Here is a 15,355-nt window from a genome sequence, read left to right on the forward strand (position 1 = left end):
CAGTTCCCAAAATTGGGGATAATTGTAGATTTTGAAAGATTTATTGAGCATTTGATTGAAAAATTAACATCTTTTGAATCAGACAATATTTCGATTTGAACGATAGTGAACACTTTTATGAGCGATTTTGAAACAGTCTTTTATAAACCGGAAAGAAATGGTGCTTGGGAAGAAACCCAAATTCTGAAAGTTCCGAATCGAGGGATGAATTTCGGTGATGGTATTTTTGAGACGATGGTTTTGGATCAGGGAAGAATCCGCTTTTCTGAGCAGCATAAAAATCGCCTTTTCAGGGGGCTTGATATTTTACAGATTCATCGGGAAGGGGTAGACTTTGAATCTTTGGAGGATTTTCTTCTGGAGAGCTATCCTTCCGGTACTTTTCGTGTACGCTGGAATTTGTACAGAGCTGGTTCCGGAAAATACACGGCTGAATCCAATGACTGTGAGGAAATGCTCCAAGTTTCGGCTTTTCGCCCGGCCCCTCAAATTAAGGAGCGTTGTGAAATCTCCGATAGGGTAAGACTTTCCTTTTCTCCATGGAGTGAGTGCAAGACCCTGAATGCTTTGCCCTATGTGATGGCCGCTTTGGAAAGGGAGTCCAGAAATTTGGATGAATTAATTCTGTTGGATCAAAGAGGATATTTGTCCGAAGCCACAGCCTCTAATCTCTTTTGGCAAATAGGGGATGAGGTGTTTACACCTTCCTTGTCCTGTGGCTGTATCAGTGGAACAGGAAGAAGGGTGATTTTGGATGCCCTCCGGGAAGCGGGTGTCAACTGCAGGGAAGGGGAGTTTCTTCCTCAGGAACTGAAAAAAGCGGACTGTGTTTGGGTCAGTAACGTCACGGGAATCAGTTCCATAGTCCAATTGGGAAGTAAAATATATTCTGCTGAGATACATCCGGTTTTGACTTCGCTTTTTTTGTAATTCGGGATTAGTAATAAATTTCATTCTGAGGTTTCTTTGAAAACCTTATATTTATCGGCTTATCTTCCACAGATTTGTATCATAAGAAAAACTATTTACGCAATAAACCAACCTAATAAAACATGCTCTTAGAACCCTTAGACCTTGCAGTATTTATAGGATACTGTTTGCTGATTATCGGGATGGGCCTTTTTGTTTCTCAGGAGAAAAAAGGTCACGTCAAAAATTCCTCTGATTATTTCCTTGCTTCCAAAGCCTTGCCTTGGTGGGCAGTAGGTGCTTCTTTAATTGCCTCCAATATTTCTGCTGAGCAGTTTATAGGAATGTCAGGATCGGGCTTTGCGCTTGGACTGGCGATTTCCACCTATGAATGGATGGCTGCAGCTACCTTGTTGGTGGTGGCAATTTTCTTTCTTCCCGTCTATATCAAAAAGGGGATTTATACTATGCCAGGCTTTCTTTTGGACCGCTATGATACGAGAGTTCGTACGACCATGGCGATATTCTGGCTTTTGTTGTATGTATTTGTCAATCTGACTTCTGTATTGTATTTGGGGGCATTGAGTTTGAACACCATCCTGGGTGTACCGATGTTTACGGGTATAGTAGGTTTGGCCTTGTTTGCCATGCTTTATTCCATTTACGGAGGATTGAAAGCGGTGGCCTGGACCGATGTAGTACAGGTGGTTTTCCTAATTGCAGGTGGTTTGGCCACCACGTATATAGCCCTTCAAATGGTAGGTGGCGGCGATGTCTGGGATGGCTTGAGCCTTTTGAGAAAAGAAGTTCCGGGACATTTCTCCATGATTCTTTCCAAAGGTGAAATGATGATCCCTGATGGAAAGGGAGGAACAAAGGATGCTTATTTGGACCTTCCCGGTATCAGTGTTTTGGTAGGGGGTATGTGGATTACCAATTTGAGTTATTGGGGTTTCAATCAATACATCACCCAGCGTGCCTTGGCGGCAAAGAGTCTTGATGAAGCCCAAAAAGGGATGATTTTCGCCGGTTTCCTGAAATTGTTGATGCCATTGATCGTGGTAATCCCTGGAATTGCAGCTTGGGTAATTGTGAAAAACGGAGTCGATGTTGGTTTCATGGAGTCCATGAAGGATCCGCTTACAGGTTTGGTGAAATCTGACCGAGCTTATCCAACCTTACTTCAGCTATTGCCGGTTGGTTTGAAAGGACTTGCATTCGCAGCCTTGACAGCGGCGATTGTGTCTTCGCTGGCTTCTATGGCAAACAGTACCTCAACCATCTTTACGATGGATATTTACAAGAAATATTTTGGTCAGAACGCCTCTGAATCTAAGCAGGTGAAAGTAGGTAGAATCACAGCTCTTGCGGCGTTTGTAATCGCAGCCATTGTGGCGCCGGCTTTGGGACAATTGGACCAGGCATTCCAGTTTATTCAGGAATATACCGGATTTATCAGCCCTGGAGTCTTTGCTATTTTCTTCTTTGGTGTCTTCTGGAAGAAAACTACTTCCAATGCAGCTCTTGTTGGTGCGGCATTGAGTATTCCTTTGTCAGTGGTGTTGAAATTGGGAGTTCCTTCTCTTCCCTTCATTGACCGAATGGGCTATGTATTTCTTATCCTCGCTGCATTGATGATCGTCATCAGTTTGGTGGAAGGAAAAGGAAAAGATCATCCAAACAGTATAGAAATCAACAAGGAATTGTTCCGGACCAGTACACAATTCAAGATTGGCGCCTTCATTATTTCCGGTATCATTGCAGCGCTATACATTATTTTCTGGTAATAGACGATGAGAAAATTATTATTGGGCCTTGACATAGGGAGTTCCTCTGTCAAGGCTTCCCTTTTAGATGCCGATTCAGGGAAGGCAGTAGTTTCAAAGGCTTTTCCTGAAGTGGAAATGCCTATTGCTTCCCCTGAAAAAGGCTGGGCAGAGCAGGACCCGGAGATGTGGTGGAAATATGTGCGGCAGGCCAGTAACTATGTATTGGATAAGGCTGAAGTGAAGAGTGGAGAGTTGAAGGGAATCGGGATAGCTTACCAAATGCACGGTTTGGTTTTGGTTGACAAAGACCAAAATGTACTGAGATCTTCCATCATTTGGTGTGATAGCAGGGCAGTTGGGATAGGTGAAAAAGCCTTCAAAGAACTCGGTGAAGATTATTGCCTCAATAACCTTTTGAATTCACCGGGAAATTTCACGGCCTCCAAGCTCAGATGGGTGATCGAAAATGAACCTGAAGTAGCCGCCAAAATCCACAAGATGATGTTGCCGGGAGACTTTATTGCCATGAAGCTAACCGGGGAAATCCTGACTTCTGAAACAGGACTTTCAGAGGGCATTTTCTGGGATTTTCAGAAAAACGGCTTGAGTGAAGAGGTGTTGAAAAACTATAAGATCCAGAAATCCTGGATTCCGGAGCTTGTTTCTTCCTATTCCATTCAGGGTAAAGTCACTGAGGAAGCTTCCAAGTTGACAGGGATTGAAGCTGGAGTTCCGGTTTCCTATCGGGCTGGAGATCAGCCTAACAATGCTTTTTCCCTTCAGGTGCTTAAACCCGGGGAGTTGGCTACTACTGCCGGAACTTCCGGGACGGTCTACGGAGTTTGTGATACTCCGCTTCACGATCCTCTTTCTAGAGTAAATACCTTTGTCCATGTCAATCATTCCAAGGAAAAACCTTCTTATGGAGTTCTGCTTTGTGTCAACGGAACAGGAATCCTCAACAGTTGGCTGAAAAGAGTGATGGGAGCAAGCAAGATTGATTACGATGAGATGAACAACCTGGCTTCCTATGCAGGAATAGGTGCAGAAGGGCTTGTCTTTATTCCTTTTGGAAACGGGGCGGAGCGGATTATGCAAAACAAACCTGTGGGAGCGCATTTGTTGGGGTTGGACTTGTTGAAGCACGATAAAGGCCATGTGATCCGCGCGGCTCAGGAGGGAATTGTTTCAGCTTTGACCTTTGGGTTCAGAATCATGAAGGATATGGGCCTGGACCTCCAGACGGTCAAGGCCGGAAAGGCGAATATGTTCCTAAGTCCGATTTTCAGAAAGACATTTGTCCATATGAATAAAGTTGTACTTGAGCTTTATGATACGGATGGAGCCCAGGGAGCAGCAAGAGGGGCTGGTATTGGAGCCGGTGTTTTCTCAACTGAGCAGGAAGCTTTTGAAGGGCTGACCTTGCTTGAAAGCATAGAGCCCAATGAGAATTTCTACGAGCCATACGAAGAAGTTTATTCCCATTGGAAAAATCATTTGGAAAGTATTGTCAAAATGAACCTATAATTGCAGTAAACAACCTATTAACCTCAAAATAAACCGAAACTATGTCAAAGACTTATTTTTCCAACATTGGCAAAATCCCTTTCGAAGGAAAGGAAAGTGATAATCCATTGGCCTTTAGGTATTATGATGAAAATCGCATCATAGCCGGTAAAACTATGAAGGAACACTTCAAGTTTGCCATCGCCTACTGGCATTCCTTCTGCGGTACCGGTGGAGATCCATTCGGACCTGGAACCATCAATCACCCTTGGGATGCGAATCCTGATCCCATCCAGCGTGCAAAGGATAAAATGGATGCCGCATTTGAGTTCATCACCAAAATCGGAGCTCCTTATTATTGCTTCCATGACGTGGATTTGATCGATGAAGGACCTTCTCTTGCTGAGTATGAAAAGCGGATGGAAATCATTTCTGATTATGCTTTGCAGAAGCAAAAAGAAACCGGAATCAAACTTTTGTGGGGTACTGCAAACGTTTTCAGTAATCCGCGCTATATGAATGGTGCTTCCACTAACCCGGATTTCAACGTAGTGGCTTGGGCCGGAACACAGGTTAAAAACGCAATTGATGCCACCATTAAACTCGGAGGTGAAAACTACGTGTTCTGGGGAGGACGTGAAGGATATATGTCATTGCTCAACACGGACATGAAGCGTGAAACGGAGCACTTGGCGCAATTCCTGACCATTGCACGGGATTATGCAAGAAAGAATGGATTCAAAGGAACTTTCTTCATTGAGCCAAAACCAATGGAGCCAACCAAGCACCAGTATGATTATGATTCAGCAACGGTGATTGGATTTTTGAGACATTTTGGTTTGGACAAGGATTTCAAATTGAATATTGAAGTAAACCACGCTACCCTTGCAGGACATACTTTCCAGCATGAATTGCAGGTAGCAGCGGATGCAGGTATGTTGGGTAGTATAGATGCCAACCGAGGGGATTACCAGAATGGCTGGGATACAGATCAGTTTGCTTTGAACCTGCAAGAATTGACTGAGGCGATGCTGGTGATTCTAACTTCTGGAGGAATTCAAGGTGGGGGAGTCAACTTTGACGCCAAAGTGAGAAGAAACTCCACCGATCAGGAAGATCTCTTCTTGGCACATATCGGAAGTATGGATGCTTTTGCAAGAGGCATGTTGATTGCCAATGATATACTGGAAAAATCTGATTACCTGGAAAGAAGAAAGAATCGCTATGCAAGCTTTGATTCCGGCAAGGGGAAGGAATTCGAAGAAGGAAAACTGACATTGGGAGATCTTCGCAATTATGCAGCGGAGGTAGGTGAACCAGCACAAATTAGTGGAAAACAGGAGTACTTCGAGAATTTATTGAATCGATTTATTTAACTTAAAGAGACCGAAAGGTCTCTTTTTTTGTCCCTATGAAAAAGCTATCCTATTTCCTCGTCACCCTACTATTCCTTGGATCTTGTGATACCGACAAGTTTGAGTCTGATGTAGAACTGCCAAAATTGTTTTCTGATGGAATGGTCATTCAACGCGATATTCCTTTTTCGGTTTGGGGAAAAGGAATCCCCGGGCGAATGGTCCGTGTGAGTGTTGCCGGGGCAATTGCCAGCGGAGAGGTAGATGCAGATAGTACCTGGCATCTGAAAATGCCTGCCGCCAAAGCCGGAGGTCCTTTTAAATTGACTGTGAACCAAAGGGAAATCAAGGATGTGTTTTTTGGGGATGTTTGGCTTGCAGGTGGTCAGTCCAATATGGAATGGAAGTTAAAATCCCAGGTAATAGGGGCCAAAAAAGAATTTGAGGAAGGGGGATTCCCGGAAATCCGTTTTTTCAAAGTTCCTAATTCGTACGCTGCAGTCCCTTTGGAAGATGTGGTCGGAGGAAGCTGGAAAGTGGCAGATTCAGTAAACCTTCCTGATTTCTCAGCGGTAGCCTGGTTTTTTGCCAAGAGAAATCACCTAGAAAAGAAAGTCCCTGTTGGGGTCATTGAGTCCAATTGGGGAGGTACACCAGCAGAAGGATGGACTGATGCAGAAATTCTTGCTACTATGGATGCTTCCTACACCAAAGAGGCCAAAGATGTAGTAGAGAATGCCGATAAATGGCAGGCAGTTATTTTGGAAAACGAACAAAAGAAAATGCTGAGGGATAGTCTTGTAGAGAAGCCCGACTCTCTTTTGGCCCTGAAAGTGAGTAGTATAGAGTATTCAGATGCCAATTGGACTTCAATCCAACTTCCAAATGCCAATCCTTTGGCTCATATAGCTTGGCTGAGAAAGACTTTTGTATTGAATTCTACGGATGAAATCAGTTTCCATCTGCCAAATATGTCCCAAATGGCTTTTATCTATCTGAACGGTAAACAAATTCATCATAAGGATTGGAGCGGTTCCATACCGGATTTGAAGATAGCCAGTGATCTGCTAAACAAGGGCAGAAATGTGTTGAGCATACGAATCGTCAATACATGGAATAATCAGCCGGTTGTTGGTGAAAAAGGGGAGATGTATCTGACTCAAAATGGAAATAAAATCTCCCTTGAGGGCAGCTGGAAATATTCAAACAACATTGTTGAACCCAGACTACCCAAAGTGGAATACCTAAATTGGAAATCCGGATTCATGTACAATGCCATGATTTACCCACTTGCCCAATATCCCATCAAAGGGGCGATTTGGTATCAGGGTGAAAGTAATGCGGGAAGGCATGAAGAATATAAGGACCTTTTTTCGACCATGATTAGCAACTGGAGAGAGCTTTGGGAAATTGGGGATTTTCCGTTTTTGTTTGTGCAGCTGGCAAATTTCATGGAAAGGAAAGACTTACAACCCGAAAGTGACTGGGCTTATCTTCGAGAAGCTCAAAGGGAGACATTGAACCTGCCCAATACCGGGATGGCCGTGATCATTGATATTGGAGAAGCTGAGGATATTCATCCTCGAAACAAGAAAGATGTGGGAGAAAGATTGTGGTTACAGGCCCGAAAGGTAGCATATGGAGAAAAAATCATCGCCGGTGGCCCAGCTTTTAAAGAAGTGAAATGGGAGGAAGATGCTTTGTTTGTCTCTTTTACGGATGTTGGGAAAGGGCTAAAATTAAGTCATGGGAATCAGGTAAAAGGCTTTATTGTTCAAGATGCAGAGGGGCAGTTTGAAGTGGCAGAGGCGGAACTTGCTGGACCGGATTTGGTACGAGTGCAAATACCCAAGGGAGTGGTGCCTGTTGAGATCCGTTATGCTTGGGCAGATAATCCGGAGGTGAATTTGGTGAATGACCTCAACCTTCCTGCAATTCCTTTTCGGACTGATTTTTAATCAGTCCGAAAAGGTGTTTTTTTCAAATCAATTGATTTTTTCAATCACATCTTTGGCATCTATCATTTCCTGAACCATTTCCAGGTATTCCGGTCTGGGTGGGACATGAGCTACATTTTCCAAAAAATCAATGCTTGCAAAAAGTACCCCTTCCCAATCTTTGGAGGTAATTGAACTTGCTATGACATGGTCCCCACTTTTTGGAAAAGCCATTTCTCTTTTCCTGGATTCAAGAGTTCCTAATTGAGAATACATTTCCAGCATTTTTGGAACTGAAACAACCCGATCCTGCTCGTCGGCACTTTTGTAATAGTAGCCCATAAACAAGGGTTGAGTGACCTTTTGGAAAGTTTCCTTGTTCATCATGCTGTAAAGCAACACTGCAAGACTTTCGTAGCCATTGATGTGGTAATCTTCGGACCAAAAAGCGGCTTTTTCTCCCTCTCTCTTCTGGTGCAATACACCATTTTTCATGACGGTTTTTTCCATGAGGTATTTGGTCCATGGTTTAAAAAATGCCTCCAACCTTTCTCCATTTTCCCGGATAGCAGGAGAGTACAATAAAATCGAATGGATGTCCGATTGTTGGCTTGCCAGAAGCAAGCTCAATGCTCCGCCCATGGAGGTACCAACTACAATCACTGAGTCCCCAAGGCTTTTGCCGATTTGATAAGCTTCTCCTGCTGCATCTGCCAATTTTTGGGCAGTGAGGTATTCCATTCCATTTTCACGTTTGATCCCGTGTTCGGGAAGTCGGGTTACAAATAGATTTGCTCCAAAATGAGAGGCCAAAAACCGGTGTACCGGATCTCCTTCCATGGGGCTTGCACCAAATCCATGGATATAGATGATGGAGTAAGGGGTTTTTCTTTTGTTGAGCGAATCTGCCCAAAGGATATACGCTTCGTTTCCTGGTTTGAGGCCTATCACGGTATCTTCCCGCTGGTCGATGTATGCCTCGAGTTCGTTGATACGGGTGGGTACTTCTGGAAAATGGATGCTAAGCTGCTGGGGTTTTACTTTTGGTCCAAGCATGTAAAGGATCACCAGTACAATTGCAGCGGCAAATAGACCTAGAAATATTTTTCTTAACATGGAATTCAGTTAGTTTTCAAATGGGGGGAAGTGGAATCAACCCAAATTTGGGTTCCGTTTTTCAAAAAAAGATAAGTTCGGGTCTTTAATTGACTGAAATTTTCTTTTGGAACTGATTTAAAATAAAGTCCCAAGTAAGGTTCAAGGTTATTGAAATCACGGATTTTGGAAAGCATTTCCTTATTGTAATTTTCGAACAAATAGGAAATATCCGTGCCTGTTGGGAGATCCCCAAAAGGAGCTGTTAAGGTAACTGAAAGGTTTGAAATATTTCTGAAGTTATAAGACTCCAAGCAGCTGAGTGCATAAGCCTGGCCCGGCAAGGAATTTTTCAAAAAAGACTCCTTCAAAACCTCAGGAGTGATTTCCAAAACAAAAATGTAGTCCTCCAACAATACTGTATCTTCAAAAGTTGAATAGTGGTTGTCCGTGTAAGGAGCATGGAAAACGTTGAGCCCTTTGGCATCTGCCATCCTTGGACCCGGACATTGGTTGTAGGGATCAGGGTTAGTTTCGCTTAGACAGGATCCAAAAATCAGTAATCCCATGTAGCCAAAAACCAATGCCATAGTGGTATGTGCTTTTTTGTTGCTCACGCCGAAACTTATTTTTGCATTAAAATTAAAGTTTTGGACGAACTATTCCTTATTAATTTTCAGTACTTAACATTTCTTCAATATTCTGGGCAATTGTTGTATCATTTTTCGGGTGCTAAGCGTATCTAAATCAAATGATTTTGAATATGAAAAAATTAACTTTTGTATTGCTATTGTTTTTCGGGTTCGGACTAGGATTGCAGGCTCAGGAAGCCTTGCCCACTCAATCCGTTTTCATTGAATTGGGAGGCCCGGGACTTCCTTATAGTTTCAATTATGATTTCAGGTTTGATAAAACAAGAATGGATTCCTGGGGGATGCGGGTCGGTGCCGGTGGATATACGGTTTCAGGGGGAGAGTCCTTTTTTTCTATTCCCTTGATGGCCAATAAGCTTTATGGCAAAGGTCCCCATTATTTTGAGTTGGGCTTTGGCTTTACTTTTTTTACGTTTAATCAGGAAAATTATGATTACTGTTATGGGGGATATTATGACCCAAATACAGGGGAGTACATCTGTAATTCCTACGTGAGTGAACCCTATAATTTCATTCTGGATGTGGACGGGTCCCCAAGTGTGATGGGAACCATGAATTTTGGCTATAGAAAAGTACCAGTGGACGGAGGCTTTATGTGGAAGGTGAATATCAATCCGATTTTCAACAACAATGGATTTTGGCCCCTTTTCGCGGGAATTGGTTTTGGCTATGCCTTTTAGATAGATTCTGATTCGAATCCATAATCCCGCTCAACCAAACAAATCCGGGTTTTGTAGGCACTGTACCACTTTTCCCTCCCGTATTTCTGGGCCAATTGATGGTCTGTTTGAGCTTTCCAGTTTTTGATAGCCTCTTTGCTCGCCCAATAACTAATGGTAATTCCGAGGCCGTTTCTGACACTTTCATGCCCTAAGTAGCCCTCTTGGTTTTGTGCTAATTCCACCATTTTGTCTGCCATTTCCTCATATCCATCCTCAAGGTCTGTCCTTAGGTTTGAAAAAATAACTGCGTAGTACGGAGGAGAAGGAGTTTGAGCGATCATAGCTTCATTGGTTTTTTTCGAATTTAGTCAAATTTCGAGGCTGTTAACTCCTAAATCTAGCAGTAACCGTCTCTTTTTCCCTGCCTGTTTAATCTTCTTTTCCCAATAGCTTGAAGCTTCCTTTTTTATCAATTCCACAGTCTGAAATTCCTTCGGTTGAATGAAAGTTTTCGACGGAAGATCACATGATGATTTTTTCTAAAAAAATGAGAATTCGGGTTACAAAATTTGATTCAGCAAATACTAAAAGGAAATATCTCCGGTTCAATGAAATGTTCATTTAAGGCGAATTCAAGATTCAGCTAAGCCTTAATTAATAATCACACCAATACCTTTCACCCAATTATCATCCTATTAAATTATGAGCGAAAAAATGAATCGATTGGAGTTCCTGAAATCTCTGGGACTCAAAGGTGCCTCTTTATTAGCTGTCTATTGTGCCGGTTCTACCCTTACCGGATGTATCAATGAAAATGTTGATCCTGCCGCAGGAGGAAGTACGGCGGATTTAACTTTGGACCTGACTTCCTCAGCTTATTCTGCATTGAATACAGTGGGCGGCTATGTAGTGGTAAACAGGATAGTCATTGCCCGTATTTCCCAAACCCAATTTGCGGCAGTCACCCAGGTTTGTTCCCATGAGGGGAAAGTAAAAGTTTATTACCGCTCCGGAGAGTTTTATTGTCCTGAACATGGGGCAAGGTTTGCAACAGATGGTTCAGGTTTGAATTCAAAGGGCTCAATGGGTTTGAAAACCTATCAGACAGAGTTGAATGGTACCACTTTACGCGTTTTTGGCTGATGAAGACCTTTCGTGATTTTGGGAAAATCCCTTTGACCGTTTTTTTCCTCCTGATGGGACTTTTGATCTCAGAAGGTGTGCGAGCTCAAGATGACCTGATGGCTCTGCTTGATCAGGATTTGGCGAAGGAGCCCAGTTATACCCAGGCTACCTTTAAGGCTACCCGTCTAATCAATGGACAGACGATTGAGACTATTTCCAAAAAGCATTTAAACTTTTGGATTTCCCACCGATTTGGAGCTGTTAATAGTGGTTTTATAGCCAATTTCTTTGGTCTGGATGAAGCCAAGATCAGGTTGGGGCTGGAATATGGGATTACGGATCGATGGTTGGTGGGTGCAGGTAGAAGTTCAGTGGAGAAGACCTATGATTTCTATACCAAATACAAAGTGCTGAGACAGTCCAATAAAATGCCAGTAACTGTTACCGGGCTGGCAGGTATGGGGATCAATACCATGCCTACGGGTTATGTGATGGAATCCGGTGCTGAGATGAAATTCTTCTCCAATCCGGAGCGCTATTCATACTGGGGACAGGTCTTGATTGCCCGAAAGGTCAATGAAAACCTCTCTGTTCAGGTGATGCCTACTTTGGTTTATTACAACAAAGTTGAATCCCCGGCCATGTCAAACTCCCTGCCTGCAATTGGAATTGGGGGAAGGTATAAACTGACCAAGAGGTTTACGCTTTCCGGAGAATATTACAAGGCTTTTGCAGATCAGAAAGCTTATGAAAACCAAACAGGAAATCCCTATCCATACCATGACGCCATAGCAATCGGAGTGGATATAGAGACAGGTGGACATGTGTTTCAATTGCACTTCACCAATTCCCGTGGCATGATTGAAAAACATGTAATAGGTCAGACTACGGGGAATTGGATGGATGGAGATATTTATTATGGATTTAATATTTCAAGAACCTTCAGCTTTGAAAAAGACGCTAAATACAAGGACAAATGAGAGCCAAAAAGACCCTTTTATTAACCTATCTGTTCCTGTCTTCAGGACTGATCTTTGGGCAGAAACTATTGGGAACAAGTAGCGGAGAGGTACATTTCTATTCTGATACACCGCTCGAAACTATACAGGCGACGAATAAAAAGACTGCTTGTCTGGTAAATACAGAGTCAGGGGAAATTGCCGTACAGATGCGGATTGTGGATTTCATTTTTCCCAACAAACTGATGCAGGAACATTTCAATGAGAATTATCTGGAAAGCGAAAAATACCCAACCGCTCAATTTAAAGGGATAATTGCTGGTATTGAAGCACTTCAGGTCAATGGAATTCATGCCTTGCTTGCAGAGGGGAATCTGACCATCCATGGAGTAAGCCAGCCTGTAAAAGTCAAAGGAACCATTGAGAAATCTCAGGACCGGTATGAATTGAAATTCAGTTTTTTGGTCAGGCCGGAAGACTATAAAGTAGAAATCCCCAATTTGGTTTTAACCAAAATAGCAGAGGAAATAGAAGTCTCGGGTACCATGAATTTGACGGAGAGATGAAACAAAAAAGGAAGCCATGTAGCTTCCTTTTTTTTTGGTTTTGAATTATTCTATTTCGGAAGGCTTTCCAAAATCAGTTTCACCAATTCGGCCTTGTCACCATTTGGAATCCATCTGGCTACAATGACTAAGTCGTTTTCCTGATCCACATAGATCATGTTTGTGCCGGCTCCAATATGTAAAAATGCAGTTTTTGGGGCAGCGGGGACTTGTTTTAGATCCTCATTCAGGAAATAGTTCATAAATCCATAGCCCGGATTGGCTGGTGTAGGAGTTCGGGATTTCGCAATCCAACTTTCCGGGATCAACTGTTTTCCATTCCATTTTCCATTTCTTAGAGTCAAGTATCCAAATCGGGCCTGATCCCATGCAGAGAGCATCATTCCACCTCCCCAGTGGGAGCCGCCGCTGACAGATTGAACGATTTGACCATCCAATATCACGAAGGAATTTTCATACCCTGTCCATCTCCAGGTATCACTCGCTCCGATAGGGTCCATGATTTTTTCTTTCAATACTATAGGTAGGGGTTTTCTCCAGACATTCAGCAAGGCTAGAGCCAGGACATTTACCCGGGTATCATTGTATTCATAAACCGATCCTGGTTCGTTCTGGGCTCTTGCTCTCTTTTGAGCTACGCCTTCAGCCGGACGGTCGGCCCAATCGGGTTTTCCCCAAAGGGTTCCTTCCCAATCTGATGTTTGACGAAGCAAGTCATACCATCTGATTTTTCGGTTGTGCTCTGTGTCAAACAATTCAAAAACATCTTCCTGGTCCAAATGATCTGCTTTGTTCATCATGGCTTTGATCGGATCATAAGGATAAATAGGAGCCATATAAGGGTAGACCAAGTCCATTTCGTCTTTGATCAGACCTTCTTCCACCGCTAATCCAGCAGTAGTGGATAGAAAGCTTTTCGCTACACTGAAAGTCAAATCCACACGCTCAGGCTCTCCCCACTGTCCGACTACATAGCCTTTATAAATGATCAAACCAGTAGCAGGTCCCCTTCTTTTCATCGGGCCAACAGGATATCCAAAAGGCTCTCTTCCAAAGGCACTTTCGTAGTGGGCGATTTTCAAGTTGGGGTTTTGATCACTTTCATGGGTTTTCGCAAAGTCAATAGCCTGCTGGAGTTTAGAAGCGTCCATTCCCAGTTCCTCCGGAGTTTTTTGTTCCCAAGAGTTTTTTGCAGGAAAGTAAGTTTGTGCGGATACCGTGCTAGAAATAAGTAGGGTGAAAATCCAGAGTAAATTGAAATTTTTCATGATGGAATGATTTTGTGCGAGTTTAAGAATTAAATAAAAAATAGGGCAACCGCTAATGGATTTAAGCCAAAGAATCTTCATTTCCCTGTTTGATTTGATAAATTATTGCAAACTCTTTTGAAGATTCGTAGTTATCAAGGGTAATAAAAGCCAATACTTCGAATTATTGTGGCACGGCTTTTTTTACCCAGCAGCAAGTACACATTATGGAAGAAAAGAAAATTTATATTATAGGAGCAGGGATAGCTGGTCTGATTTCAGCCTTAGAGTTAGAAAAAGCCGGTTTTTCACCCATTATTTTAGAATCCACAGACAGAGTTGGAGGAAGGATGAAAACGGATGAAATGGATGGTTTTTTGTTGGATCATGGATTTCAGGTTTTAAATACGGCCTATCCCGAAGCACATAAATACTTGGACCTACAGGCCCTTAATTTACGGACCTTTGATCCGGGAGCTGTGATTTTTGACGGAAAAGAGTCTTACATTATTACCGACCCGATGAGAAATCCACTTAAAATTGTGGGAATGGCCTTCTCCAAGGTGGGTACTTTTTTGGACAAGGTGAAAATGTTTTCTCTAACCCAGGAATTGAAGAAAAAATCTTTGGAGGATATTTTCAATGAGCCTTCAAAACCAACACTCCAATATTTGAAAGAATATGGTTTTTCAGACTTAATTATTTCAAACTTTTTTAAGCCCTTCTTTAGGGGCGTTTTTCTTGAAAAACATCTAAACACCTCCAGTAGGATGTTTGAATATGTTTTCAAAATGTTTGCAATTGGTCAAGCCGCCATTCCAGAAAAGGGAATGGGGCAGATCCCGGAAATGATTCGCAGACAATTGAGCAAAACCCAAATTTATTTTAATTCCCCGGTCAAAGAGGTAAGGGGAAATGTAATCTATATGGAAAGCGGGGAAACTGTCGAGGCTGACAGAATAATCATAGGAGTGCAGCCAGACCGGGTTATGAAACAGCTGCAGGGACAATTTGCTCCTCCAAAATCAGTGACCAATCTATATTTTTCCCTTCAAAAATCCTTCATGGCTAGACCTATGCTCGGCTTAGTGACTGGAGACCATTTGGTGAACAATTTGGTGTTTATGGATGATGTCTCTAGAGCATATTCCTCTAGTGGCAAGTCCTTACTGTCTGTCACGGTTCTGGACTCTGATCTTGCTGAAAAGGAGCTGATTGCTAAAGTCCAGGAGGAACTGGAAGAGATTTCAGGAATTAAAGCAGGGTTTTTCAAACCGGTTAAAACCTATCATATTCCTTTTGCTTTACCAAATTCGGAAGATCTCAGATATAGTATTCCCATGACAGAGTGCAGGATTACCGATCAGGTTTTCTTGGCTGGAGATTATTTGCTCAATGGTTCCATCAATGCTGCTATGACTTCGGGAAGAATTGCGGCTGAAGCTGTAGTACATTCCTTTATGCCTACCTATTGATTGGAATAGATTCATTTGGGCGGCAGGCCATTAGTTAGTAATACTAATTTTAAACCCGATTTCCCCTGAAAAATAGAGGAAAAGGGCTATTTTTGCG

Annotated in this window: 14 protein-coding genes; 10 read left to right on the forward strand and 4 right to left on the reverse strand. The window is 42.7% G+C overall.

The features are described from left to right. The first annotated feature begins 117 nt into the window (after positions 1-117). From P2G54_RS07385 to P2G54_RS07405, 5 genes are all read left to right on the forward strand, one after another. Positions 118-930 carry an aminotransferase class IV gene (locus tag P2G54_RS07385; RefSeq protein ID WP_275869739.1) on the forward strand — a complete coding sequence of 271 codons (813 nt, stop codon included), beginning with the start codon at positions 118-120 and terminating at the stop codon, positions 928-930. A gap of 122 nt (positions 931-1,052) precedes the next feature. Next, positions 1,053-2,696 carry a sodium/sugar symporter gene (locus tag P2G54_RS07390; RefSeq protein WP_275869741.1) on the forward strand — a complete coding sequence of 548 codons (1,644 nt, stop codon included), beginning with the start codon at positions 1,053-1,055 and terminating at the stop codon, positions 2,694-2,696. A gap of 6 nt (positions 2,697-2,702) precedes the next feature. Beyond that, the gene (locus P2G54_RS07395; RefSeq protein WP_275869742.1) at positions 2,703-4,205 is read left to right on the forward strand and encodes an FGGY family carbohydrate kinase; all 1,503 of its coding nucleotides are present in this window, start codon (positions 2,703-2,705) and stop codon (positions 4,203-4,205) included. A gap of 41 nt (positions 4,206-4,246) precedes the next feature. Beyond that, entirely contained in the window at positions 4,247-5,560 is a 1,314-nt protein-coding gene (gene xylA, locus P2G54_RS07400) for a xylose isomerase (RefSeq protein WP_275869744.1), read from the forward strand. Between the two features lie 35 nt (positions 5,561-5,595). Then, on the forward strand, positions 5,596-7,497 hold the full coding sequence (locus P2G54_RS07405) for a sialate O-acetylesterase (protein ID WP_275869746.1): 1,902 nt from the start codon (positions 5,596-5,598) through the stop codon (positions 7,495-7,497). A 27-nt stretch (positions 7,498-7,524) separates the two neighbouring features. Here P2G54_RS07405 and P2G54_RS07410 read toward each other — a convergent pair whose 3' ends face one another. Further along, a complete protein-coding gene (locus P2G54_RS07410) occupies positions 7,525-8,592 on the reverse strand; it encodes an alpha/beta fold hydrolase (RefSeq protein ID WP_275869748.1) in 1,068 nt (355 codons plus the stop codon). A 5-nt stretch (positions 8,593-8,597) separates the two neighbouring features. After that, positions 8,598-9,188: a hypothetical protein gene (locus P2G54_RS07415; RefSeq protein ID WP_275869750.1), complete on the reverse strand. Its 591-nt coding sequence runs from the start codon at positions 9,186-9,188 to the stop codon at positions 8,598-8,600. Between the two features lie 146 nt (positions 9,189-9,334). On the opposite strand from P2G54_RS07415, the gene P2G54_RS07420 reads away from it, so the two are divergent. Beyond that, complete coding sequence (locus tag P2G54_RS07420; RefSeq protein ID WP_275869752.1) at positions 9,335-9,904, forward strand: hypothetical protein; 570 nt, start codon at positions 9,335-9,337, stop codon at positions 9,902-9,904. Here P2G54_RS07420 and P2G54_RS07425 read toward each other — a convergent pair. Beyond that, positions 9,901-10,227: an antibiotic biosynthesis monooxygenase gene (locus P2G54_RS07425; RefSeq protein WP_275869753.1), complete on the reverse strand. Its 327-nt coding sequence runs from the start codon at positions 10,225-10,227 to the stop codon at positions 9,901-9,903. The genes P2G54_RS07420 and P2G54_RS07425 overlap by 4 nt on opposite strands. Positions 10,228-10,588: 361 nt before the next feature. On the opposite strand from P2G54_RS07425, the gene P2G54_RS07430 reads away from it, so the two are divergent. From P2G54_RS07430 to P2G54_RS07440, 3 genes are read left to right on the forward strand one after another with little or no spacing between them, the layout of a single operon-like run. Next, the gene (locus P2G54_RS07430) at positions 10,589-11,029 is read left to right on the forward strand and encodes a Rieske 2Fe-2S domain-containing protein (protein ID WP_275869755.1); all 441 of its coding nucleotides are present in this window, start codon (positions 10,589-10,591) and stop codon (positions 11,027-11,029) included. Continuing rightward, positions 11,029-11,991 (forward strand): DUF5777 family beta-barrel protein, encoded by a 963-nt coding sequence (locus P2G54_RS07435; protein WP_275869757.1) that lies wholly within the window; start codon positions 11,029-11,031, stop codon positions 11,989-11,991. The genes P2G54_RS07430 and P2G54_RS07435 overlap by 1 nt, the downstream gene beginning before the upstream one ends. After that, positions 11,988-12,536 (forward strand): YceI family protein, encoded by a 549-nt coding sequence (locus P2G54_RS07440; protein WP_275869758.1) that lies wholly within the window; start codon positions 11,988-11,990, stop codon positions 12,534-12,536. Before P2G54_RS07435 ends, P2G54_RS07440 begins: the two co-directional genes overlap by 4 nt. 50 nt (positions 12,537-12,586) lie before the next feature. Here the strand turns inward: P2G54_RS07440 and P2G54_RS07445 are convergent, their stop codons facing one another. After that, positions 12,587-13,804, reverse strand: a complete 1,218-nt coding sequence (locus P2G54_RS07445; RefSeq protein ID WP_275869760.1) for a serine hydrolase — start codon at positions 13,802-13,804, stop codon at positions 12,587-12,589. 206 nt (positions 13,805-14,010) lie between these two features. Between P2G54_RS07445 and P2G54_RS07450 the strand changes: the two genes are divergently transcribed. Then, on the forward strand, positions 14,011-15,258 hold the full coding sequence (locus P2G54_RS07450; protein ID WP_275869761.1) for an NAD(P)/FAD-dependent oxidoreductase: 1,248 nt from the start codon (positions 14,011-14,013) through the stop codon (positions 15,256-15,258). The last annotated feature ends 97 nt before the right edge of the window (positions 15,259-15,355 follow it).

It is taken from the genome of Algoriphagus sp. CAU 1675, from assembly GCF_029222925.1.
GTDB lineage: Bacteria > Bacteroidota > Bacteroidia > Cytophagales > Cyclobacteriaceae > Algoriphagus.

Excerpts from the sequence above, each read along its gene's own strand:
- P2G54_RS07385 (WP_275869739.1), top strand. The coding sequence starts at position 118 with ATGAGCGATTTTGAAACAGTCTTTTATAAACCGGAAAGAAATGGTGCT.
- P2G54_RS07390 (WP_275869741.1), top strand. The coding sequence starts at position 1,053 with ATGCTCTTAGAACCCTTAGACCTTGCAGTATTTATAGGATACTGTTTG.
- P2G54_RS07395 (WP_275869742.1), top strand. The coding sequence starts at position 2,703 with ATGAGAAAATTATTATTGGGCCTTGACATAGGGAGTTCCTCTGTCAAG.
- xylA (WP_275869744.1), top strand. The coding sequence starts at position 4,247 with ATGTCAAAGACTTATTTTTCCAACATTGGCAAAATCCCTTTCGAAGGA.
- P2G54_RS07405 (WP_275869746.1), top strand. The coding sequence starts at position 5,596 with ATGAAAAAGCTATCCTATTTCCTCGTCACCCTACTATTCCTTGGATCT.
- P2G54_RS07410 (WP_275869748.1), bottom strand. The coding sequence starts at position 8,592 with ATGTTAAGAAAAATATTTCTAGGTCTATTTGCCGCTGCAATTGTACTG.
- P2G54_RS07420 (WP_275869752.1), top strand. The coding sequence starts at position 9,335 with ATGAAAAAATTAACTTTTGTATTGCTATTGTTTTTCGGGTTCGGACTA.
- P2G54_RS07425 (WP_275869753.1), bottom strand. The coding sequence starts at position 10,227 with ATGATCGCTCAAACTCCTTCTCCTCCGTACTACGCAGTTATTTTTTCA.
- P2G54_RS07430 (WP_275869755.1), top strand. The coding sequence starts at position 10,589 with ATGAGCGAAAAAATGAATCGATTGGAGTTCCTGAAATCTCTGGGACTC.
- P2G54_RS07435 (WP_275869757.1), top strand. The coding sequence starts at position 11,029 with ATGAAGACCTTTCGTGATTTTGGGAAAATCCCTTTGACCGTTTTTTTC.
- P2G54_RS07440 (WP_275869758.1), top strand. The coding sequence starts at position 11,988 with ATGAGAGCCAAAAAGACCCTTTTATTAACCTATCTGTTCCTGTCTTCA.
- P2G54_RS07445 (WP_275869760.1), bottom strand. The coding sequence starts at position 13,804 with ATGAAAAATTTCAATTTACTCTGGATTTTCACCCTACTTATTTCTAGC.
- P2G54_RS07450 (WP_275869761.1), top strand. The coding sequence starts at position 14,011 with ATGGAAGAAAAGAAAATTTATATTATAGGAGCAGGGATAGCTGGTCTG.